General features: G+C 41.7%; 19 protein-coding genes. 14 read left to right on the forward strand and 5 right to left on the reverse strand.

Annotated features, from left to right (window positions below; all coding sequences use genetic code 11):
• Nucleotides 1–41 precede the first annotated feature (41 nt).
• From sppA to ACLOAU_RS01845, 3 genes are all read left to right on the forward strand, one after another.
• Complete coding sequence (gene sppA, locus ACLOAU_RS01835) at nt 42–1,796, forward strand: signal peptide peptidase SppA (RefSeq protein WP_427860118.1); 1,755 nt, start codon at nt 42–44, stop codon at nt 1,794–1,796.
• A 46-nt stretch (nt 1,797–1,842) separates the two neighbouring features.
• Nucleotides 1,843–2,940, forward strand: coding sequence for an ABC transporter permease (locus ACLOAU_RS01840; RefSeq protein ID WP_427860119.1), 1,098 nt, complete (start codon nt 1,843–1,845; stop codon nt 2,938–2,940).
• A 278-nt stretch (nt 2,941–3,218) separates the two neighbouring features.
• Entirely contained in the window at nt 3,219–3,707 is a 489-nt protein-coding gene (locus ACLOAU_RS01845) for an SRPBCC family protein (protein WP_427860120.1), read from the forward strand.
• A gap of 92 nt (nt 3,708–3,799) precedes the next feature.
• On the opposite strand, the gene queG is transcribed toward ACLOAU_RS01845, so the two are convergent.
• Together queG and ACLOAU_RS01855 are read right to left on the reverse strand one after the other, a co-directional pair.
• A complete protein-coding gene (gene queG / locus ACLOAU_RS01850) occupies nt 3,800–4,732 on the reverse strand; it encodes a tRNA epoxyqueuosine(34) reductase QueG (protein ID WP_427860121.1) in 933 nt (310 codons plus the stop codon).
• A gap of 206 nt (nt 4,733–4,938) precedes the next feature.
• Nucleotides 4,939–6,039: a lactonase family protein gene (locus tag ACLOAU_RS01855; protein WP_427860122.1), complete on the reverse strand. Its 1,101-nt coding sequence runs from the start codon at nt 6,037–6,039 to the stop codon at nt 4,939–4,941.
• A 156-nt stretch (nt 6,040–6,195) separates the two neighbouring features.
• On the opposite strand from ACLOAU_RS01855, the gene ACLOAU_RS01860 reads away from it, so the two are divergent.
• Nucleotides 6,196–6,642, forward strand: coding sequence for a hypothetical protein (locus ACLOAU_RS01860; protein ID WP_427860123.1), 447 nt, complete (start codon nt 6,196–6,198; stop codon nt 6,640–6,642).
• A 54-nt stretch (nt 6,643–6,696) separates the two neighbouring features.
• Here the strand turns inward: ACLOAU_RS01860 and ACLOAU_RS01865 are convergent, their stop codons facing one another.
• Nucleotides 6,697–7,620, reverse strand: coding sequence for a phosphoribosylaminoimidazolesuccinocarboxamide synthase (locus ACLOAU_RS01865; protein ID WP_427860124.1), 924 nt, complete (start codon nt 7,618–7,620; stop codon nt 6,697–6,699).
• A gap of 206 nt (nt 7,621–7,826) precedes the next feature.
• Between ACLOAU_RS01865 and ACLOAU_RS01870 the strand changes: the two genes are divergently transcribed.
• Both ACLOAU_RS01870 and ACLOAU_RS01875 read left to right on the forward strand, forming a co-directional pair.
• A complete protein-coding gene (locus ACLOAU_RS01870) occupies nt 7,827–10,544 on the forward strand; it encodes a TonB-dependent receptor (RefSeq protein ID WP_427860125.1) in 2,718 nt (905 codons plus the stop codon).
• Nucleotides 10,545–10,659: 115 nt separating this feature from the next.
• Entirely contained in the window at nt 10,660–11,937 is a 1,278-nt protein-coding gene (locus tag ACLOAU_RS01875) for a fasciclin domain-containing protein (RefSeq protein WP_427860126.1), read from the forward strand.
• A gap of 73 nt (nt 11,938–12,010) precedes the next feature.
• On the opposite strand, the gene topA is transcribed toward ACLOAU_RS01875, so the two are convergent.
• Nucleotides 12,011–14,581 carry a type I DNA topoisomerase gene (gene topA, locus ACLOAU_RS01880; RefSeq protein WP_427860127.1) on the reverse strand — a complete coding sequence of 857 codons (2,571 nt, stop codon included), beginning with the start codon at nt 14,579–14,581 and terminating at the stop codon, nt 12,011–12,013.
• A gap of 196 nt (nt 14,582–14,777) precedes the next feature.
• On the reverse strand, nt 14,778–15,617 hold the full coding sequence (locus ACLOAU_RS01885) for an alpha/beta hydrolase (protein WP_427860128.1): 840 nt from the start codon (nt 15,615–15,617) through the stop codon (nt 14,778–14,780).
• A gap of 164 nt (nt 15,618–15,781) precedes the next feature.
• Here ACLOAU_RS01885 and ACLOAU_RS01890 point away from each other — a divergent pair, with 164 nt between their 5' ends.
• From ACLOAU_RS01890 to ACLOAU_RS01925, 8 genes are all read left to right on the forward strand, one after another.
• Nucleotides 15,782–16,558 carry a Rossmann-like and DUF2520 domain-containing protein gene (locus ACLOAU_RS01890; protein ID WP_427860129.1) on the forward strand — a complete coding sequence of 259 codons (777 nt, stop codon included), beginning with the start codon at nt 15,782–15,784 and terminating at the stop codon, nt 16,556–16,558.
• 109 nt (nt 16,559–16,667) lie between these two features.
• On the forward strand, nt 16,668–17,189 hold the full coding sequence (locus tag ACLOAU_RS01895; protein WP_427860130.1) for a KdsC family phosphatase: 522 nt from the start codon (nt 16,668–16,670) through the stop codon (nt 17,187–17,189).
• Between the two features lie 39 nt (nt 17,190–17,228).
• A complete protein-coding gene (locus tag ACLOAU_RS01900; RefSeq protein WP_427860131.1) occupies nt 17,229–18,161 on the forward strand; it encodes a geranylgeranylglycerol-phosphate geranylgeranyltransferase in 933 nt (310 codons plus the stop codon).
• A 6-nt stretch (nt 18,162–18,167) separates the two neighbouring features.
• Nucleotides 18,168–18,731, forward strand: a complete 564-nt coding sequence (locus ACLOAU_RS01905) for a Maf family nucleotide pyrophosphatase (protein ID WP_427860132.1) — start codon at nt 18,168–18,170, stop codon at nt 18,729–18,731.
• Between the two features lie 39 nt (nt 18,732–18,770).
• A complete protein-coding gene (locus tag ACLOAU_RS01910) occupies nt 18,771–20,030 on the forward strand; it encodes a DUF2851 family protein (protein WP_427860133.1) in 1,260 nt (419 codons plus the stop codon).
• Between the two features lie 204 nt (nt 20,031–20,234).
• Nucleotides 20,235–20,825, forward strand: a complete 591-nt coding sequence (locus tag ACLOAU_RS01915) for a hypothetical protein (RefSeq protein ID WP_427860134.1) — start codon at nt 20,235–20,237, stop codon at nt 20,823–20,825.
• Nucleotides 20,826–20,958: 133 nt separating this feature from the next.
• Nucleotides 20,959–21,510 carry an RNA methyltransferase gene (locus ACLOAU_RS01920; protein ID WP_427860135.1) on the forward strand — a complete coding sequence of 184 codons (552 nt, stop codon included), beginning with the start codon at nt 20,959–20,961 and terminating at the stop codon, nt 21,508–21,510.
• Nucleotides 21,497–22,411 carry a UbiA-like polyprenyltransferase gene (locus ACLOAU_RS01925; protein ID WP_427860136.1) on the forward strand — a complete coding sequence of 305 codons (915 nt, stop codon included), beginning with the start codon at nt 21,497–21,499 and terminating at the stop codon, nt 22,409–22,411. Before ACLOAU_RS01920 ends, ACLOAU_RS01925 begins: the two co-directional genes overlap by 14 nt.
• Nucleotide 22,412 lies beyond the last annotated feature (1 nt).

Here is a 22,412-nt window from a genome sequence, read left to right on the forward strand (position 1 = left end):
GGCAGTCCACTCAAAGCCCGACATGTATCAATTTATTTCTTATGAAATCCTTTTTAAAAATCTTTCTGGCTTCTTTTTTAGCGCTGGTAGTATTTTGTTTCGTGATATTTTTCTTTTTTGCCGGCCTGGCGGGAAGTGCCCTATCCAAATCGGCACCGGTAGTGGCAGAGAAATCAGTATTGGAAATAGATTTAAGTAAAAAATTCGATGAAAGGCCCGTTACAGATTTTCAATCGGTGCTGCAAGCCCAGTCACTGGATGAAACACCCTCTTTTTACGACCTGATCCGGTTGATTGAAAAAGCAAAGGAGGATAAAAATATTGAAGGCATTCTTTTAAAAGCGAATGGGAATGCCAATGGCTTTGGTAATAGTGATGAGATACGGAATGCACTGATCGATTTTAAATCGTCTAAAAAATTCATTATAGCGCATGCAGATGTAATGTCTCAGAATGCTTACAGCATAGCTAATATAGCTGATAAGATATATGTAACTCCCAAAGGTTATTTTGAGTGGATGGGGTTTGGTGTAAATTATATGTTCCTCAAAGGAACGCTTGAAAAACTGGAGATTAAACCACAAATATTTTATGCCGGTAAATTTAAAAGCGCTACAGAGCCGTTACGTGCCGAAAAAATGACTGATGAAAACAGGTTGCAAACAACGGTTTGGCTCAATGATATTTACAACGACTTCCTGGTAAAAACAGCGGAAGCCCGTAAAACGGATACTGCTATACTTCATCAGCTGGCCGATGCCGGAACTATTAGAACGCCTGAAGATGCTGCTACACATAAGCTGATTGATGGTGTAAAGTATGACGATGAAATAAAGGATGAGATTAAAAAACGTTTAAAAATTGATGCAGATAAAAAGATCAACTTTTTAACTGTTGAAAAATATGCGTCCTCCAACAGAGACCTGGGAGGCAAAGGAGACAATATTGCGGTTATATATGCTACGGGTAATATTATTGATGGTAAGGGCGGCGAAGATAATATTGGTAGTGCTGATTACATAGACCTGTTGCGTAAAGCCAGGTTAGATAAATCCATCAAAGCAATTGTGGTTAGAATTAACTCAGGAGGCGGTAGTGCATTAGCCAGCGAAAATATATGGCGGGAAATGTCATTGGCGAAGCAGGCGAAACCATTAATGGTGAGTTTTGGAGATGTGGCTGCTTCAGGTGGTTATTATATAGCAGCTCCGGCCGACAGTATTTTCGCTTCTAAAAATACAATTACCGGCTCTATCGGGGTATTTGGTATTGTGCCAGATATGAGCACCTTCTTCAAAAATAAACTGGGCGTTACTTTTGATGGGGTGAAAACAGGGCCTCTGGCAAATGCAGGAAGCGTGGACCATCCAATGACTGAACAGGAAAAACAATTAGTGCAGACGAGTATAGAAAAAATATATGCGGATTTTAAACAACGTGTAGCCCAGGGACGTAAAAAGGATACAGCATATGTTGAAACTATTGCCCAGGGTAGGGTGTGGACTGGCTTAAAAGCGAAAGATGTTGGGCTGATAGATGCTTATGGAGGACTGAAAACTGCTATTGCGGCGGCGGCAAAAAAGGCAAAGCTGAATAGCTATGAAGTTAAAGAATTTCCCAAACAGGGCGGCCTGCTGGAAAGGATACTGGGTATGGATAAAACGGAAATAGCCGGAACAAAAATGAAAAAAGAGTTAGGTGAAGAATACTATAAGGTATACAGGCAATTGATAGAAGTAAAAGCCATGACGCAGGGGGCGCAGGCTAAATTACCTTTTGATTTCACCATTAACTAGCCGCTCATCGGTTTCTTAAATTTTTTTTCAAATTTACATTTATTAAATGTCTTATAGCCAGTCAAGAGCATTGTGGGCGATTACCAAAGCAAGTTTTAAAGCGATCTTTAGTCAGCCCTCTTCTTTGTTTTTTAGTTTCCTTTTTCCAATCCTTTTTATTCTCATCTTCGGCGCATTCAGTGAGCGTCCGGCGGAAGCATATAAAGTGGCAATAAGTCCCTATAGCGATACCACAAGCGTTTTGTTTGACAGTCTCAGGCTGAATTCCAGGATTAAGATCGTTCCCTATACTGATACGGCAAAGCAAAATGAAGATTTGATCAAAGGCAATATTGCTGCCGTAATGAATATAGTGCCTTTTAATATCGATTCTTCCAGATATTACAAGGTTCTATTATTGTCGAGCGAAGCCAGTGGAGGAGCGGTTTATAATTTAATGCGTACACTCGATTACCAGGCGCTGAAAATAGAGTTGGATGATACACATAAATTGCATAGGGAGTATGCATTTATACCACAGGTCGTTCCTGGTAAAAAGTACAGGCAAATTGATTTTGTATTGCCTGGTCAATTGGGTTTTTCTATTTTATTTGCAACTATGTTTGGGATCGCTTTTGTTTTCTTTAACCTGAGAGAGCAATTAGTGTTGAAAAGATTTTATGCATCACCGGTTAAAAAAATAAATATCCTGATTGGTATTGGAGCCAGCCGTCTTATTTTTCAACTGATCAACGTAGCGGTACTGATCCTTTTCGGACATTTCTTTTTAAAGTTTACATTGATCAACGGAGCGCTTACATTCGTTGAAATGATGGTGCTCACCGTGTATATGTTGTTTTTGCTCATGGGCGTGGGATTGATCTTTGCCAGTTTAGCAAAATCAGATACCAGCATCCCGTTATTAATTAACCTTTTCGGTTTTCCCCAGATATTGCTATCGGGAACTTTCTTTTCAATAGATGTATTTCCTCCCTGGCTTCAGCATCTTTGCCAGGCTTTACCGCTTACCCAGTTCAATAATGCCATGCGTAAAATATCTTTCGAAGGACTGCATTTGTTTGATTGCTGGAAAGAAATAGGGATACTCGGTATCTGGATCGTCATTGTCTACCTCATCGTGATGAAAGTAATGAAATGGGAATAATCGTTATTATTTGTAGTTTAAAATTTAATATCTAAAGTTTATTGTTTATTGAAGTTGTTTATACCATTTAAACCCCGCCCACACCGGCATGGGGCGCATAAGTACAGACGTATTATAATAGTAGAAAAAAGAAAGCAGAAAAACAGATTAGCTATGTTCCGCCCTGGCGGAATCTATGCGGTCTTAAACGCTATGATTTCTACTGAATCTATGTGGTTAATTAAAAAGTTTAAACAGGTTCATCACTTTGTATTTGAGATTTTACTTACGGTTCTATTATGCGATATATTAAATTGATATTAATCAGTGCCCTTGTTTTTTTTGCAATGGCTTGTGTGGTAGCATTTTTCATTCCCTCCCGTATAAGGGTGTTTAGAATGACCAGTCTTGCCAGCAACCGGGATAGCGTATTAAACCAGGTGCGTGATCTATCGCAGTGGAAGAAATGGTATCCTGGTTTTGAGAATGTAGTATTAAGCGATGAGCTGGTAAAGGATGGGAGAGTGATAAAAGCTACCGCAAATGGCATCAACCTCGCCATTAGTGAATCTACCGATAGCAGTGTGGTAGTTTCCATGCAAAAAGGTTCGAGCCCCATCGTCAGCGGCTGGCAGATCAATAAGGATGAACGCAATGATTCACTGGCCCTGCAGGGATACATGGACTTTCAACTGAAATGGTATCCCTGGGAGAAATTTTCAAGTTTAATGCTGGATAAAAGTTATGGAGACTTTATTACCAGGGGGCTGAATGAGCTTAAAAAGTGATTTAGGTAAGTAGAAGTCAATATTTAAAGTCAGATTTTCTCCGGGTTTCTTTTTCTTTGAGTCCTCTGTTTAAAATCTTAGGCCTTCTCTATTTATTCCTGTTTAATAAAATTCAGGTTTCTCTGAATGCCTTTAAACTTGCTTCTTTTTAAAGGCGAATGTTTAAATATTTTGCGGAAGCTTTCTTCTGTCATTGCCTGCCACTCACTATTCGATAAATTTAATATCTCCGGTATGGGTGTAAAGCCTGATTCCGAATGTGGTTTGCTAAACCGGTTCCAGGGGCAAACATCCTGGCAGGTATCGCAACCAAACATCCAGTTGTCAAACTTGTTGCTCATTTCCTGCGGCAGCAGCAACTCTTTTAATTCAATAGTGAAATAGGAAATACAGCGGCTGCCATCCACTACCTTATTGGGGAGGATCGCACCTGTAGGGCATGAATCAATACATCGTGTGCAGGAACCGCAAAAGTCTTTAGCAAACGGATCATCGTAATCCAGTTCCAGGTCGGTAATTAGCGTGGCTATAAAAAAGAAAGAGCCATTTTGTTTGGTGATCAGGTTGCCATTCTTTCCTATCCATCCAATGCCGCTTTTCCTCGCCCAGCTACGTTCCAGTACCGGGGCCGAATCAACAAATCCGCGACCTTGTATGTCGCCTGTCTTTTCACGGATCATAAAAAGAAACTCGTTGAGTTTCGCCCTGATCACCTCATGATAATCATTGCCGTAAGCATATTTCGCTATTTTAGGTGCAGTATCACTTTGTTGCTCCCGGGGGAAATAGTTGAGTAAAAGGGTGATGACGGACCGCGCTCCGGGAACCAGTTTGGTAGGATCTATACGAAGCTCAAAGTGATTTTCCATATACTTCATCTGCCCATGCATACCCTTATTCAGCCAGGCTTCCAGCCGGCGGGCATCCTCATCCAGTGGCATCGCCTTAGCAATACCGCAATAATCAAACCCCAGATGTGCTGCCGTTTGTTTAACAAATAAGGTATGTGCCGATTGTTGTAGCAAACTGCAAAGTTACGAACTCCATATGTGTAGATCTCTGCGATTTTATCGATGGGCGCATTCCAATTTTCGCAACCAAGCAAAAAGTATAAAGAAATTTAACTGCGGAAAAGAGAGACGCAAGAGCTTATGCAGAGATTTCTCCGCATAAACTCAATAAACTCATGCTCTCTGCGGTAAAAAAAGAATGCGACAAATTGGGATGCACCCTAATTAATCCACTGCAGGCAAACCGGCGCCGGTACTGAAATACGCTGTTGAGTATCAGTAAGCAGTCCTGTTTGAACATTTCTTTTAAAGATCGTTATATCGTTTGATTTTTGATTAGCGGCTAACAGCCATTTGCCTGAAGGGTGGATGGTGAAATTGCGCGGAAAATTGCCATTGGTAGATTGTTCTGCTATAAAACTAAGACGTCCTGTTTGGGAATCTATTTTATGTATTTGTATGGTGCTGTTACCCCGGTGCGAGGTATATAAAAAGTGTTCGTCGGGCGATAAATGAATATCGGCACTGGCGCCATTATATTGGGCAGGCAGGTTATTAATTTGTTGAAGAATAGCGTGTTGATTTCCTTTGCGCACAACAGCAGTAATAGCTCCCGACAACTCTTCGACGATATATCCGAATTTCCCGTTTTTCGTAAACACAATATGCCGCGGCCCGCCACCTGCCGGGACGGTAATAGCATTACTTTGTACTGTATCTAACCTGCCCGTTTGTGCATTAAAAGGATAGATCATCACCTTATCAATACCCAGGTCGGGTACATATAAAAAACGGTTGTCGGGCGACATATAAGTGCAATGCACATGCGCTGATTCCTGGCGGCCCTTGTTGGGGCCGCTTCCACTGTGTTGTACCACCTGCTGAATGACACCTATACTCCCATTGGATGCAATAGGATGCACCGTTAAATTGCCGCTGCTATAGTTACCGGCAAACAACCATTTGCCTGTTTTGTCAATGCTTACATAACAGGGAGCGCTGCCATTATTAGACTGTTGATTTACTAATGACAGAGATCCGGCAGACCTGTCGTATTTAAATGCAGATATCTTGCCTTCATCACTTTCATTTACACTGTAGATGAAATTCCCCTTTTTGTCTACAGCCTGGTAGGAGGGGTTGCCGGCTTTAGCTGAACTTATCTCCCGGGCTTCTCCGTTGGCTGCATTAAAATCATATACATAGATGCCTTTGCTTGCATTATTGTTTGTGTACGTGCCGATAATCAGGCGCTGCGCCGGTAAATTTTGTGCAGGAAGCATAAAGCTGGTACAAATGACTGATAGGATTATTGATTTCATATAACTGAATCGGGGTTTATAAATAATGGACAGGGCTGTTGGCATGAATATTTATTATAAGTTTTTTAACAATGCACTACAAACCCCGAAGCTTTTTTAATACTCTATATGTTAAACAAGCAAACAATATTAGTTAAAACTACTAAACTTATAAAAATGAAAAGATTTATTTCCATATCGCTGGTGTTTTTTGCCGGAATCGTATTATTGGCAAGCTGTACAAAAAGAGATTATTATGATGATAATCCTCGTAACAACGATGAGTCAGGAATAGTAACCTATATTTCGGAAGTGAATTCTCCTTACTCAGTAGTTAAGATGGACTACGATGGTCAGTATGCGGTGGTGTATAGTGTGGATAGTGATGCCGGGTTATGGCCGGAAGTAAATGACGTTCTTGTCGGCGATTTTGAAGCCGGAGGAAGCCGTTCTGTATACAATAAGACATTTGGCAGAAACATAAGGCTGGAGGTAGATGAGTTTTTCAGGTATCGAAATGATGCTATCAACTCTGTAATACGCAAGGAAGATAGTGAAGGTTATGCCGCTTCCTTTAAGAAAAATGCTATCCAGATGCAAAGACGTACACCCTTGGTTAAATAAGTAGTTTATCCGTTCTCTATAAAAACAGGGCCGCAATTTTGCGGCCCTTGTTCGTTAGTATTTACTCAACGCATTTGATATTTTTTCAAGCTGCTCTTCCGGGCTTACCTTCTGAGGTTGAAAGGCTTCGCCAATTACTTTTTCGTATAGCTCAATATAGCGTTTGGAAATGGTGCTGATCCATTCTTCTTTCATCTCCGGAACCTTTTGCCCTTCTTTACCCATAAAATTATTTTCTATCAGCCACTCTCTTACAAATTCCTTACTTAACTGTTTTTGCTTTTCTCCTGCCTGCTGGCGTTCTTCAAAGCCATCTGCATAAAAGTAGCGGGAGCTGTCAGGTGTATGTATTTCATCCATCAAAACAATTTCATCCTCCAGCTTGCCAAATTCATACTTGGTATCCACCAGTATCAATCCCTGTTTTAGGGCCAGCTCCTGGCCACGTTTAAATAAAGCTAACGCCAGTTGCTCCAGTTGCTGCCATTCATCCGCAGTTGCCAATCCCTGCGCGATAATTTCTTCTTTACTGATGTCTTCATCATGTCCTTCACTGGCCTTGGTGCTGGGCGTAATGATAGGCGTTGGAAAGGCATCATTTTCTTTTAGTCCTTCCGCCAGGTCAACGCCACATAAGATCCTTTTACCGCTGCTGTAAGTTCTCCAGGCATGCCCTGTTAAATGCCCGCGCACTACCATTTCTATCTTGAAAGGTTCACATTTTTGCCCTACAGAACTATTCACCGTAGGTGTTTCCAGCAGCCAGTTCTTACAAATGTCTTTGGTTGCATTCAGCATGTAAGCAGCGATCTGATTTAATACCTGTCCTTTATAAGGAATAGGTTCGGGTAATATAACATCAAATGCCGATATACGGTCAGAAGCGATCATCACCAGTAAGCGGTTATCTATAGTATAGACATCTCTAACCTTACCACGGTAGAAATTAGTTTGTTGGGGAAATTTTAATTCAAGCATGGCGCGAAATTAATAAGGAATGTTGAGAAACAAACACCAATATCCGGGTATCCGGTATCCAGCATCGAGTAACAAATATCTACCATCCCGCATCTTGCATTGAGCATCCCATCTTACATTTCATTAGCCGCCGCCGCAATTTTTTTTGAAATTAAACTAACAAGTGTTATTTTAACAGAACAATTGTCCAAACAAATCAGTATTTTATGAGAATTGCATTAAGATTGTCTGCCATAACCGGCTTCCTATGTCTTGTCGCAACCATTTCCTTTGCCCAAACGATTAAAGGCGTAGTAAAAAATATCGACAATGGTGAAGGTATTTCAGCGGCCTCCATTGTATTAAAAGGTAGTACCCAGGGGGCGGTTGCCAATGAAAACGGGGAGTTTCAAATCAATGTCACCTCTTTACCGGTTACTTTAACTGTTTCCTCGGTAAATTTTGAATCACAGGATGTATCTGTTACAGGCACGGGTTTCCTGACAGTAACGTTAAAGCCTTTGCTCGGTCAGGAAATTGTTGTATCGGCATCCAGGTTTAGCGAGCGGCTGCTGGAGTCGCCGGTTACGGTGGAGCGGGTAGGAGCAGCTGCCATACGTAACACACCTGCTCCCAGCTACTATGATATTGTAGCTAATTTAAAAGGAGTAGATGTGGTTACCTCTTCACTTACATTCAAAACACCTACCACACGTGGTTTTATGGGCAGCGGCAATCTGCGATTCAACCAGATTGTGGACGGAATGGATAACCAGGCGCCCGGCTTAAATTTTTCTGTGGGAACCGTAGTGGGTTTAACTCAGCTGGATGTAGAGAGCATGGATCTGCTGCCAGGTGCTTCTTCCGTGCTCTATGGGCCCGGCGGTATGAACGGAACCCTGCTGATCAATAGCAAGAATCCATTTAAATATCAGGGACTTTCTTTGGAGCTAAAAGAGGGCATTATGCATTTAGGTGATGCAGGAAGAGGAGCTTCTCCCTTTCATAATGTAGCGTTGAGATGGGGTCATAAGGTTTCTGAGAAATTTGCGTTTAAGATTACTTCGGAATTTATTCAGGCAAAAGACTGGGTTGCCCAGGATTACAGGAATTATGCACGTATAGGTACCGACGGAACACCTAAAGGAGGAACCCGTTTAACTGATCCGAATTATGATGGTATCAATGTATACGGGGACGAAACAAGCGCCGATATCCGGCAGGTTTTAAACGGAGTTGCAGCACAGGCGCCATTTCTGGCTCCTTATATCAGTACTTTAACCACAAATCCAATCCTGGTGTCGCGTACGGGTTACGAGGAGCGGGAGATTATTGACCCTACTACAATGAATCTTAAAATAGGTGGTTCCTTGAATTTTAAGCTTACGCCCGCTACTGAATTAATTGTAGCAGGTAACTGGGGCACGGGTAATACTGTTTATACAGGTAGCGACAGGTATTCTTTGAAAAACCTTAAAATAGGCCAGTATAAAATAGAACTGGTAAACAAAAACTGGTTCTTAAGAGCGTCTACCACACAGGAGAACGCAGGAGAATCATTTAACGCGACTGTTACAACAAGGTTAACCAACGAAGCATGGAAGGCCAGCGGTGGTGCTACCGGCTGGTTTGCACAATACGGCCAGGCATTTTTAGGTTCTAAACTGGCCGGGCAAACAGATTACAACGCGCACCTGGCAGCAAGGGCCGCGGCCGATATAGGCCGTCCTGATGCCGGCAGCGCAGAATGGAAAAGGCTTTTTGATAGCGTGAGAGCAAAACCAATTTCCCAGGGAGGCGGACTGTTTGTTGATAAAACCGACCTGTATAACTATGAAGGGCAGTATAATTTTTCTGAAATGTTTAATAATGTAGTAGACTTCCTGGTAGGTGGTAATTTTAAAAGATATGTATTGAACTCCGAAGGAACCTTATTTGCAGATTCTACCGGAACAATCCCTATTAATGAGTTTGGAGGATATGCCCAGTTAAGTAAAAAACTGGGAGAAGTAGTACGTATTACGCTGGGCGGCCGTTACGACAAGAATGAGAACTTCAAAGGTCGTTTTACACCAAGAGCCACCGCCGTATTTACCGTGGCAAACAATAGTAATATCCGCGTAAGTTACCAGACAGCTTATCGTTTTCCTTCAACACAACAACAATGGATCAATTTGAACGTAGGAGGTAATACCCGTTTAATTGGAGGGCAGGAGCAGTTTTGGGATTTCTACAATTTTAGAGGTAATAAAGTGTATTACCTGAATGATCTGCGTCAGGGTAATCAAAGAGAATACGACTACGTAAAATACAAACCTGAGACGGTATCTTCTTTTGAATTGGGTTATAAGGGGCTGCATGCCGATAACCGGTTAATGATTGACATATATGGTTACTACGGTCAGTATCGCGACTTTATTACCCGAACACTGCTGGTGCAGAATAGGGCAGGGGCTGCAATCAGTCAGTCAGATACGCTGAATGGAAATATTTATTCTGTACCTACTAATATTGATGAGGGCGTGAAAACTTATGGCTTTGGCCTGGGTCTGGATTACAGGTTGCCCGCCAACTTTACCGTATCTGCTAATCTTTCATCCGATGTTTTAAGCGATGTTCCGGAAGGATTTGTTTCCTTCTTTAACGCCCCTAAATACCGGTTTAATGCCAGCTTTGGGAATACAGGCTTTGGTCCCCAGGACAGGGCTTCTTTTAGCCTGGCATATCGCTGGCAGGATACTTTTTATTATAACGGAGACTTTGCAAATGGACGGGTGCCTAAAATCAATACACTGGATGCACAGGTTAGCTACAGGCTGCTGGAGGCCAAATCTGTTGTGAAGATCGGAGGAACCAATATTCTCAACCAGTATTATGTAAATGCGATAGGCAATGCCCGCGTAGGCGGATTGTACTATATCAGCTTCGGATATAATATTTTTTAATCTCGGATCAAGCTGTTAAAGTGATACTATGAAATAAGTAAAAAAAATATTCATTATCCTAAATAGTAGGATGGATATTTTTTCTATGTGGCTAAAAAACAATAAAAATTAACACATGAAACCTTTAGATACTAAACGACTTTTTATTCCGGTATTCGCATTGGGTATCCTTTTATTATCCTGTAATAAGGATGTAGAGCAGTACCCTGATAGCGGTGCACCTTCGCCAGGCTCTCAACCTGCTATAGCAGCCTCTATTGCAGCTAATGCTAATTACAGTTTATATAACGCAATTATTGCAAAATCTGGTTTAGCAAGTAAACTGAGCGATTCCACTATTAAACTGACCGCTTTTGTGCCAGGTAATGCGGCTGTGAAGCAGGCCATAAACCTTTTGACGTCTGGCGCCATACCGGTTGCGGCACCCGATGCAACTTTCCTGGGCTTTATCGGTAGTGAAAATTTTACAACTGCTACAGCCCAGGGCATGGTGAGTTATAATACGGTTCCCCAGGCAATTACCTTCGGTTCATTACCCGGCAACTTTCCAAATTTTCAATACCCAACATTAATTAATCCCGCGCCAACTGTTAGCGCCTTATTAAGGTTAACCACATTTCCTTCTAACAGAAATGGCAATTTTGTAAATAATGTACCTATAACAAACGCATCAGGAACACTTGTTGGCAATGGTGTAATTTATGAAACGGGCGCCGTTGTTATCCCTCCTCAAAAATTTTTGTGGGATAGGATTAACACAGATGCTAATTTGACCTACCTTAAAGCAGCTGTTGCGAGAGCAGACAGTGGCACGGCAGCACCCGGATTTTTAACAGGTGTGCTTCAAAATATAGGAGCCAACCTGACGGTGTTTGCTCCAACAGATGATGCATTTAAGGCTACCTTATATAATCTGGCTTTTCCTTCTGTTCGTGCTACGATTTTTGCCCAGGCCAAAGCCGCTGGCGCCTCTGATGCAGTGGCTAATGCGGCCGCCGACGCAAATGCTCCTGCTCAGACAACTGCACTTGTTGGTTCAACAGCAGTATTCAGCAATCCATTACTCTTTCCTGTATTAACGGCAGAACGTGTAAAAGGCGTTGTCGTGTATCATATTTTAGGAAACCGGGCTTTCTTAAATAATTTCGCAACTACACAAACTAACGTACCCACATTATTAAATGGCGCTGTACCTGCTCATCCGGGGGTTGGTTTGCAGGCAACACTTACCGGTCCAATGGTAACAGCTGCATCTGTTAAAGGTGCCGTAAATGCCACCGCGGCAACTATTACTATCAATCCTACACCCGAACCCGGAGGCTCGAGTGACCAGCATTATGTTAATGGTGTAATACACAAAATTAACCAGGTATTACTACCGCAAAGCTTTTAAAACCAACGTTGTTTTACATAAAAAGGCTGCTTGCCTATTTGAGCAAGCAGCCTTTTTCCATCTTGATCAATATTTACTTCTTTTTGGGCGCAGCCTTTTTCTTAGCGGCTGTTTTTTTCTTGGCAGCAGCCTTTACAGGCTTGTCAAAAGCTTTGGGCTCTTCAGCGAGAATCATTTTTTTAACCTCCTCTAATGGTACACCGGCAAGCTCTTCCGCAGTGTACTTTTCTCCATCTTCTTTTCTGCCCAGCTTGATCATCTTTTTACCAAACCGGATGAATGGTCCCCATCTGCCGTTCTCCAGTGCAATTTTTTCTTCCGGCCATTGTTGAATAAAACGGTTGGCTTCCTTTTCTACCTTGGTTTCGATGAGCTCTTTAATGTCTTGTGGCGAAAGATGATCGAAATTGTAACGGCGGGGCACATTAATAAACATGTCGTTCCATTTGATAAATGGCCCAAAGCGCCCTTTACCTTTTGTTACCGGCTTTCCTTCAAACTCAGCAATAGGAGCATCCGCCTGCTGCTTTTCTTTGATCAGATCGATTGCCCTGTCCAGCGTAACACTAAACGGATCTTCTCCTTTGGGTATGGAGATAAAATCTTCGCCCAGTTTTACATAAGGTCCAAACCTGCCGATGTTCACCGAAACTTCTTTTCCTTCATATTCACCCAGTACCGCCGGTAATTTAAAGAGGTCTAAAGCCTCATCCAGGGTTATGGTTTCAATACTCTGTCCCTTCTGCAATGAAGCGAAGCGAGGTGTTTCTTCTTCCTCTGCACTTCCTATCTGTACCATAGGTCCAAACCTTCCCATACGGGCGATAACAGGCTTGCCGCTTTGCGGATCGGCACCAAGTTCTCTTTCACCTTTGATACGCTCAGCTGTTTCGATGGTTTTATCTACATCCTCTTTAAAAGGGCTATAAAAATCATCAATCATTTTGTTCCACTGCAGTTTTCCCCCGGCTACATCATCAAACTCGTTCTCGATACGGGCGGTAAACCCGTAATCCATGATATCGTCAAAGTATTGCTTCAAAAAGTCCGTTACCACTAAACCCAGATCAGTAGGGAATAGTTTGGCTTTTTCTGCGCCGGTATTCTCAGATAGCGTAGCTTTCGCTATTTGCTCGTTTTTCAGCGTGAGCAACTGGTAATTACGCGATACGCCCTCCTTATCTCTTTTTTCTACATATTCCCTTTTGATAATGGTAGAAATGGTGGGTGCATAGGTGGAAGGTCTTCCAATACCCAACTCCTCCAGTTTTTTTACAAGCGAAGCTTCTGTATATCTCGGGGAAGGACGTGTGAATCTTTCAGTGGCTGTCATTTGCACCAATGGCAGATCTTGTTTTACCTGCAAAGGAGGCAACATGCCTTCCGCAGATTCATCTTCATTAATGTCTTCTTCGTCTCTGTCCTCCCTGTAAACTTTCAGGAAACCTTCAAATTTGATTACTTCTCCCGACGCAGTCAGTTGTTCCTTATTGGTAGAAATATCGATAGAAGCAGTCGTTTTTTCCAGCTGGGCGTCAGCCATCTGGCTGGCCATGGTTCTTTTCCATATTAACTCGTACAGCCGTTTCCACTCAGGGTTTTCAACGGTTGCATTGTTCATATAAGTGGGGCGAATGGCTTCGTGTGCTTCCTGTGCACTCTGGTTCTTGTTTTTATAGCGACGAAACTGGTGATAATTTTCACCATACATTCCTTTCACCGTATTAGTGATATCACCCAATGCCGTATCACTTAAATTAACACTGTCGGTACGCATATAAGTAATATGCCCGTTCTCGTACAACTGTTGCGCTACCAGCATCGTTTTACTTACACTGTATCCCAGTTTCCGGCTGGCTTCCTGCTGAAGTGTGGAAGTAGTAAAAGGTGCTGCAGGTGTGCGTTTGCCAGGTTTTACCTGTATATCGCTCACCGTATAATTAGCGCCAATACAGGATTGTAAAAACTTTTCAGCACTCTGGCTATCATTGTATCTTTTACCTTCAGCTTTAAAATTAATTTGTTTACCGGTAGTGTCCGTTGAAGTAAAAATAGCCTCTAGTTTAAAGCTGCTCTGCGTTTCAAAAGCATTGATCTCTCTTTCTCTTTCAGCAATCAACCTAACCGCAACACTTTGTACACGGCCGGCGCTCAAATTATTCTTTACGCTTATTTTACGCCACAGTACAGGGCTGAGTTCAAATCCCACAATGCGATCCAGTACCCGGCGGGCCTGCTGCGCGTTTACCAGGTTCATATCCAGCTTGCGGGGTCTTTCAACCGCGGCTTTGATGGCTGGTTTAGTGATCTCGTGAAAAACGATCCTTTTTGTAGTGTCTGGATTAAGGCCTAATACTTCGCATAAGTGCCAGCTAATGGCTTCTCCTTCGCGATCCTCATCCGTTGCTAACCAAACTTCTTCACTTTTACCTGCCAGCGATTTCAACTCCCTCACTACCTTTTCTTTACCATCGCTAACTACATAACGGGGTTTAAACTGATGTTCTATATCTATCCCCATTCCTGCTTTCTCCAGATCGCGTATATGCCCAAAGCAACTTTTTACCTGAAAATCTTTACCCAGGAACTTTTCAATTGTTTTGGCCTTTGCAGGGCTCTCCACTATCAGTAAATTCTTAGCCATTTATTAAATTCTCTTAATTATAGTTTTTGGACATAGCTGATCACGCGCTGACCATTTTTACCCCTTCAGCCTCGAACCACCAATTGTCGTATCCGGGTAAAATAAACGTATTTCAGCCGTTTTTTGGGAACAAGATTAGCACATTTTTTATAAATGCACACTTATTTATAAATAAGTGCAGGTTTTTTGCCTTTTTTTACAGGAAATTAATAATCGCCGAAACCACGTCTTTGTCGCGGTAAATACGGCGATGACCAAGGGCTGATGTGAATATAAAATGAAAGTTAGCCGGTTGGGTTTGCTGAATCTCTAAAGCGTCTTGTATAGGAGTAACAGCATCATCTTTGTCGTGAACCCAAAGAACAGGGCCTTGAATGCTACCGGCGCACCTGGCGATTGAAAACCATTCAATGTTTTTACCGCTAAGCCGATGAATATTTGCATAAAAGTGTTCTTGCGCTAATTGATCCTTAATGCGCATTTCTTTAAAAAAGAATTCGATTAACTGCTTTGAATTGGCGGCAGGCGCTATAAGTACGGTTTTAATATTGGAGTTTTCAGGTAGCTCTGCCAGGTTCATGCTTACCGCCAGTCCGCCAAATGAATGGCAAAGAAAGGCATCGAAAGGACCAAATTGCTGGTTTAACGACCCAATAAAGTTTTTATATTCTATGGCATTAAGGCTTTTGCCCTCACTTAACCCGTGCGCAGGGGCGTCAAAAGTTACAATTTCATAGCCCTTCTCCATGAGCGGGGGTATAAAATGAAGGAAATTAACTGTGGCAGATCGAAAACCATGCACAATGAGCAATTTTTTGTCGCCGCCTTTATTCCAGCGATACCCAACTGTATTTGTAGAGCCGAATCTAAAAGATAACCGTTCAGCATTTTCAAATAACGTTTCTTTATAAGCCATCCGGAAATACGGCGTACAAAAAATGCGAAAGGCCTCGTTGCCTGCCCTCTTTTTTGAAATAGCAGTCAATAACTGTAGTCTTGCGCGAAAGATCTTGATGATAATGCCTTGTACATTCATGCGGTACGAAGTTAACTGTTACTGTATCTCACTGACAGATTGCTGGTTTAAAATTGATACCGGTCAAATAAAAAAACTGCTGTTTATCTTTCGGTAAGGGCTATAGGCATTAAGAGTTGTTGTAAATCACAGCGTTTTGCTTTTCTAATTGGTATCTTTATATTATGAACATCGTAATTATCGGGTCGGGTAATGTAGCCGCCGTATTAGGACGGAAATTCGTTGCAGCCGGCCATCACATTGTACAGATATTAAGCAGGAATGCGAGCGCCGCATCGGATTTAGCCTATGAGTGGAATACAGAATCGGCCAACTATTCAAGTCTTATCAACAAAGATGCAGATGTATATATAATTGCCGTGGCCGACGACGCGATCGTAGATGTAGCCAATGATCTTAGATTGCCGGGAAAAGTGGTAGCACATACTGCTGCAGCTGTTAAAATGGATGCGTTAAAAGAGGTGACGGATAATTATGGCGTTTTTTATCCTTTACAAAGTTTGCGTAAGGAGCAGGAACAGATACCCGAAATACCTATATATATTGAAGGAGTTAATGAACAAACAAAAAATGTCTTAAATAAACTGGCCCGGTCGGTATACAAAGAAGCCTCCTTTAGCGCCGATTTTGATAAGCGAACTAAACTGCATATTGGTGCCGTATTGGTGAACAACTTTTCTAATCATATATTTTCTTTAGCTGAAACCTATTGTAAAAAAGAGGGGATTGAATTTGCGGAGCTATTACCGCTAATCGATAATACGTTCTACAGGCTTCACGATGCTGCTCCTTCCAGTCTGCAAACAGGTCCGGCGGCAAGGGGAGATATGGAAACTATTAATAAACACCGGGCTTTGCTGGATAAACACCCGCAGTTATTAAAACTGTACGAATTTTTAACCGAAAGTATTTTAGGCCAACCACTGAAACAGCTGGATTAATGTTTGATATTGGTCATTCGCCTACATTTGCATGCGCGAAAGCGCCCTTTTTAATAAAATAATATATATTAAAGAATTCTTTTGCGGGAAATAAACAAAAAAGGTATGCATGAATGTTTTAAGCAGTTTTAAACAAGTAACTACTTTTATTTTTGATGTAGACGGCGTGCTGACAGATGGAAGGGTGTTGGTACTGGAAAGCGGTGAAATGGCGCGCACTATGAATGTGAAAGATGGTTATGCTTTACAGTTAGCTGTAAAAAAAGGCTATAAGATTTTTATCGTGAGCGGCTCCTCCCGAAGTGCCGTTGAAAAAAGAATGAATTACCTGGGTATACAGGATATTTTTTTTGGGGTAAAAGATAAAGGGACATTTGTAGCAGCTCTTGCAGATCAGCACGGTTTTGATTTAGCCGGCTGTTTGTTCATGGGAGATGATATGCCCGATCTGCCTGTATTTGATAAAGTAGGACTGGGCTGTTGCCCGGCAGATGCTGTTAATGATATTAAAACGGTAGCTCATTATATCTCTTCAAAAAAAGGAGGAGATGGCTGTGTGAGGGATGTTATCGAAAAAGTATTAAAAATAAACGGGCATTGGGACGCTGTACCTTCAGTTGCTTCAACCTAATAATACAGTTATGAATTACCGGATAATCAATAATTATTTATGGCGCTGTTAAAGCCATTTTTAAAACTCATCAGATGGCCTAACCTTGTGTTTATTGTATTAACGCAGGTAGTGTTTGAGTTTTGTATTTACCGGCCCATTTATGCCGGAAATATTCCTGAGCACAATACTTTCCAGTTTGTTCTACTGGTAGTAGCTTCTGTTTTCATTGCAGCTGCCGGGTATATTATCAACGACTATTTCGATATCAATATAGACCTGGTGAATAAGCCGGATAAAATGATACTAGATAGAAAGCTGAGCCGACGTTGGGCATTGGCCTGGCATCTGGGTTTAAGTGCAGCTGGTATTATATGTACGGCGATAGCGGTAAATGTTTTTGCGCGGTGGTACCTGGTAATTGCTAACCTGGTTTGTGTGGTTTTGTTGTGGTTTTATTCGGCAAGATTTAAAAAAGATCTGTTAATAGGAAATATAATAGTTTCCTTACTAACCGCCTGGACGATCATCATTATTTTTCTTTCTAAATATTCTCTTCAGCATGCCTTCAATCATATTGATCCGGGGCAGATCAGGTTATTCCGGTTTACGATTCTTTATGCCGGATTTGCATTTATTATTTCACTCATAAGAGAAGCTGTAAAGGATATAGAGGACATGCCGGGAGATCAGAAATTTGGTTGTAAAACCATGCCGATAGTTTGGGGTATTAACGCCACCAAGGTATATGTTACTGTATGGCTAACTATTCTGATCATTATGTTATTGGTTATTCAGTTTTATGTTTTACAATTCAGATGGTGGTGGGCCGTAATATATTGTTTCGTAGCTATTGTGGTGCCATTGTTATATATTTTCAAAAAACTGCTTAATGCGCAATCGACACACGAATATCACCAGCTAAGCAGTTATACCAAAATGGCAATGTTCACCGGTATTTTATCAATGTTGCTTTTTTATATTTATTTATAATTTTTTATGGCGGATACAATAGTGCTGGCATCTTCATCGCCCCGCAGAAAGCAATTGCTTGAGTGGGCAGAGGTTGCTTTTGAAATAGTAGTAAAACCTGTAGATGAAACTTTCCCCGTTGGCGTGAAGAGTACAGAAGCTGCAATACATATTGCATTGAAGAAGGCAAAAGCTGTACAGGAAGATTTTGGTAAGGATAGAGTAATTGTTGCAGCAGATACAGTAGTTGTACTGAACGAGGATATTATAGGCAAGCCTGCTGATCAACAGGAAGCTATTCATACATTAACCCGGTTGCAGGGAAACACACATGAAGTGGTGACGGGTGTTGCTATTCTAAAAGGAGAAAAACAGCTGCTGTTTGCAGATGTGACAGAAGTAACGTTTAATCCGCTGACGCCCGAACAGATATTATTCTACGTAGAGAAGTATCAACCCTATGATAAGGCTGGTGCTTATGCCATCCAGGAATGGATTGGTGTAGTGGGTATCCGGTCCATAAAAGGAGATTTTTATAATGTAATGGGGCTACCCGTTAACAGGGTTGTTCAGGCATTGGCTAATATTTAATATCTTTACAGGGAGAACAATCACCTGTAAAAGATACCTATGAACGAAAACCTGCTGCAGTTTATATGGAGATTTCAATACTTCAATAAACTAAACCTGTTTACTGTACAGGGCGACCCTGTAGAAATCATTCATCCCGGAACACTCAATACCAATCAGGGCCCCGATTTCAGTAACGCCAAAGTTAAAATAGGACATACCCTGTGGGCCGGAACAGTTGAGTTACATATCAAAACTTCCGACTGGTCAAAGCATGGTCATAACAGCGATGATAATTATAAAAACGTTGTACTGCATGTAGTGTATGAAGATGATGTGCCCCGTAATGACCTGCCGGTGCTCGAACTCTCAGGATTGATACCTGGAATTCTTATAAGACGTTACAACAGCCTGATGCAATCTCAACGGTTTATTGCCTGCGAACAACTCATACATAAAGTAGATGGGCTGACTATAAATAGCTGGAAAGACCGGTTGGTTGCAGAAAGACTACATCGGAAGGCTATGCTGATTGAAGATTACCTATGCGGCAATAAACAGCATTGGGAGGAAAGTTTCTGGTGGTTGCTGGCCCGGAATTTTGGTACAAAAACAAATGCAGAAACCTTTGAAGCTATTGCAAAAAGTATTTCTATAAAATTGCTGGCCCGTCATAAAAGTAATCTTATACAATTAGAGGCCTTATTGCTGGGACAGGCGGGACTTCTAAATAGGGCAAAATACCAGGATAAGTATGTATTATTATTAGATAAGGAATACGCATTCTTAAAAACAAAATACAAACTTCGTACGGTTGTATTTCCTGTGCATTTTCTCAGGATGCGACCTGGAAATTTTCCAACGATTCGACTGGCTCAGTTAGCTGCTTTGATACATAACTCGGCTCATCTTTTTTCCCGTATTGTTGAAGAACCGCAATTGACGGAGGTAAAAAAGTGGTTCGCAGTTGCTCCCAATGATTTTTGGAACTATCATTATACCTTAATTGACGATCCTAAGTTTTTAAAGAAGCCGATAGGGGAGGATATGGTCAACAATATTGTCATTAATACGGTAGTGCCAATGCTGTTTGCCTATGGCAACAAACACCACAATGGAGCAATCAAAGAAAAGGCGCTGCAATGGCTGGAAGCTGTATTAGCAGAGAGAAATTCAGTGACAAGAGGCTTTCAGCAATTAGGAGTTTTAAATAAAAATGCCTACGACTCACAAGCGTTCGTTGAGCTGAAAACGCAATATTGCAACCATAGAAAATGTCTCAGCTGTGCTATTGGAAATGCTGTCATTAAGAGTACCTAGCTAAATATAGTCTATAGAACAGCATAGAAAGAATTGCTTGCATGTGTACAGCCTTCCACCAGCTTTTTATTGTTATTAATGCAACCATATTGGCACGGCATTTGTCTAGATATGCGAAATCTGTGGTAACGATGAATGGATGATGATTTTTAAGAAGCTTTCATAAACATCGTACACAATATTTGAAAACTAAAAAGTAGAGTGATGAACAAAGGAAAAGCAATTTTAGTCGGAGCGGCCCTATTATTTACAACAGCAGCAGTACATGCACAAAGTATGAAGAATACGATCAAAATAGGAGCATTAGCTGGTGCATCAGTTCCTTCCAATAATTCGGCAGCTGCCGCCGGGCTGGATGTGGCGTATCAAAACCTGGTAACTCCACATTTCGGTTTAGGTGTGGCAACAGGGTACCAGCATCATTTTGGTAAAGAGAACGATGTTAACGGAACCCGGTTAGATAATAATAGTTTCGGAGTGGTACCTGTAGCGGCATTAGTAAGATACTACCCCAAAGCTGAAGGTATTTATATTGGCACCGATTTGGGTTACGGCGTTATTACGGGTGATGAAAGAGTAGAGCCGAATTACTCAGTTGCGCGCCCCGACGGTGGTTTTTATTTAAAGCCTGAAGTGGGTTACCATAACCGTAACTGGAATATTTTTGCCCACTATTCAAAGGTATTCACCGGTGATAAGGGAACTATTAACGTAGGCAACGCCTCGCAAAAATATAATACCGGTATCATTGGCGTAGGGTTAGCCTACAATATTGGCCTTGGTGCGGGCAGATAAAAGAGTTTTACACTAACCAAACCCATATCTTATCCTTAGTCCGGCTGTTAACCACAGCCGGATTTTTTTTGCGCTGTCACACCCTTAAACTTTAAACCTTTAACTTTTCAATTTTCATCGCTACTTTTGCGCGATGCGAAAGTTAAGTATGGAGGAATTAGGCCGCAAATCGGTAGATGAGGTCAAGGCATCTGCCAAAATTCCCATTATCGTAGTGCTCGAGAATATACGCAGTGCCTATAACGTAGGAAGCGTATTCAGAACAAGTGATGCTTTTTTGGTAGAAGCCATTTATATAACCGGCTATTCTGCAAAACCACCACATAAGGAAATAAAAAAAACCGCCCTTGGTGCCGAAGATTCGGTAAGCTGGACCCATTTTGCTAATGCTACTGATGCTATAGCCGATTTACGCGAAAAAAATTACAAAGTGTATGCTATTGAGCAGGTGGAAAACAGCACACATCTGCACGATTTAGCCTGGGAAGCCTATGAGCCGATAGCCATTGTTTTTGGTAATGAAGTTACAGGTGTAGAGCAAACCACTATCGGTTTATGTGATGGCTGTGTTGAAATACCACAGCTCGGTATGAAGCATTCACTGAACATTGCTACGGCAGCCGGCGTTGTGTTATGGGAGTTAGTCAGCAGAATACTAAAAAGTGAGAAAAATGTCAACAGCTAAAAAATATTTAAGCCTCATAAAATTTTCGCATACCATTTTTGCAATGCCCTTTGCTATTATTGGTTTTTTTCTGGGTGTGATGTGGTTACGGGCGCCAGGGGAACAAGCTTCAGTTGGTCTCTTTTTTAAGGAAAAATGGTATCTCTTTTTACTGGTTATATTATGTATGATCTTTGCCCGCAGTGCAGCTATGGCTTTCAACCGCTATCTCGACAGGAGCTTTGATGCAAAGAATCCGCGTACGGCCGTAAGGGAAATTCCCGCCGGAATTTTGAAGGCCGACAGGGTTTTATGGTTTACCATTATTAATTCACTTCTGTTTGTCATCTGTACCTATTTTATCAATTCTATTTGCTTCTATCTTTCTCCCATTGCATTGGCAGTTGTGCTGGGCTATAGTTATACCAAGCGCTTCACTCCTTTATGCCACCTCGTGCTGGGCCTGGGATTGTCTTTGGCTCCAATAGGCGCTTACCTGGCTGTGACGGGCCGCTTCGATCTGTTGCCCATACTATTTTCTTTCGCAGTTATTTTTTGGGTAAGTGGCTTCGATATCATTTATGCCTTGCAGGATGAGGAGTTTGACAAGAACAATGACCTGTATTCAATCCCTTCTGTATTAGGCAAAAAGAAAGCCTTACGTGTTTCGGAGTTATTGCACGTATTAAGTGCCACCTGTGTGATCATTGCAGGCTTTATCGGGCAGTTTGGATGGTTATATTGGGGCGGTATTGCCGTTTTTGCCGGCATGCTTTTTTACCAGCATAGCATTGTAAAACCTAACGACCTGCGCAGGGTAAACCTGGCATTTATGACTGCCAACGGGATTGCTTCGGTGGTATTTGCGGTTTTCGTAGTTATAGATCTATTTGTTCATCATTACCAGACTATCAATCCTTAAC

It is taken from the genome of Paraniabella aurantiaca, from assembly GCF_050309965.1.
Classification (GTDB): domain Bacteria; phylum Bacteroidota; class Bacteroidia; order Chitinophagales; family Chitinophagaceae; genus Niabella.

Coding starts and splice junctions, on each gene's coding strand:
- sppA (WP_427860118.1), top strand. CDS start 42: ATGAAATCCTTTTTAAAAATCTTTCTGGCTTCTTTTTTAGCGCTGGTA.
- ACLOAU_RS01865 (WP_427860124.1), bottom strand. CDS start 7,620: ATGCTTGAATTAAAATTTCCCCAACAAACTAATTTCTACCGTGGTAAG.
- ACLOAU_RS01910 (WP_427860133.1), top strand. CDS start 18,771: ATGAACGAAAACCTGCTGCAGTTTATATGGAGATTTCAATACTTCAAT.
- ACLOAU_RS01840 (WP_427860119.1), top strand. CDS start 1,843: ATGTCTTATAGCCAGTCAAGAGCATTGTGGGCGATTACCAAAGCAAGT.
- ACLOAU_RS01855 (WP_427860122.1), bottom strand. CDS start 6,039: ATGAAATCAATAATCCTATCAGTCATTTGTACCAGCTTTATGCTTCCT.
- ACLOAU_RS01905 (WP_427860132.1), top strand. CDS start 18,168: ATGGCGGATACAATAGTGCTGGCATCTTCATCGCCCCGCAGAAAGCAA.
- ACLOAU_RS01915 (WP_427860134.1), top strand. CDS start 20,235: ATGAACAAAGGAAAAGCAATTTTAGTCGGAGCGGCCCTATTATTTACA.
- ACLOAU_RS01890 (WP_427860129.1), top strand. CDS start 15,782: ATGAACATCGTAATTATCGGGTCGGGTAATGTAGCCGCCGTATTAGGA.
- ACLOAU_RS01925 (WP_427860136.1), top strand. CDS start 21,497: ATGTCAACAGCTAAAAAATATTTAAGCCTCATAAAATTTTCGCATACC.
- topA (WP_427860127.1), bottom strand. CDS start 14,581: ATGGCTAAGAATTTACTGATAGTGGAGAGCCCTGCAAAGGCCAAAACA.
- ACLOAU_RS01900 (WP_427860131.1), top strand. CDS start 17,229: ATGGCGCTGTTAAAGCCATTTTTAAAACTCATCAGATGGCCTAACCTT.
- ACLOAU_RS01920 (WP_427860135.1), top strand. CDS start 20,959: ATGCGAAAGTTAAGTATGGAGGAATTAGGCCGCAAATCGGTAGATGAG.
- ACLOAU_RS01860 (WP_427860123.1), top strand. CDS start 6,196: ATGAAAAGATTTATTTCCATATCGCTGGTGTTTTTTGCCGGAATCGTA.
- ACLOAU_RS01875 (WP_427860126.1), top strand. CDS start 10,660: ATGAAACCTTTAGATACTAAACGACTTTTTATTCCGGTATTCGCATTG.
- ACLOAU_RS01845 (WP_427860120.1), top strand. CDS start 3,219: ATGCGATATATTAAATTGATATTAATCAGTGCCCTTGTTTTTTTTGCA.
- ACLOAU_RS01870 (WP_427860125.1), top strand. CDS start 7,827: ATGAGAATTGCATTAAGATTGTCTGCCATAACCGGCTTCCTATGTCTT.
- ACLOAU_RS01885 (WP_427860128.1), bottom strand. CDS start 15,617: ATGAATGTACAAGGCATTATCATCAAGATCTTTCGCGCAAGACTACAG.
- ACLOAU_RS01895 (WP_427860130.1), top strand. CDS start 16,668: ATGAATGTTTTAAGCAGTTTTAAACAAGTAACTACTTTTATTTTTGAT.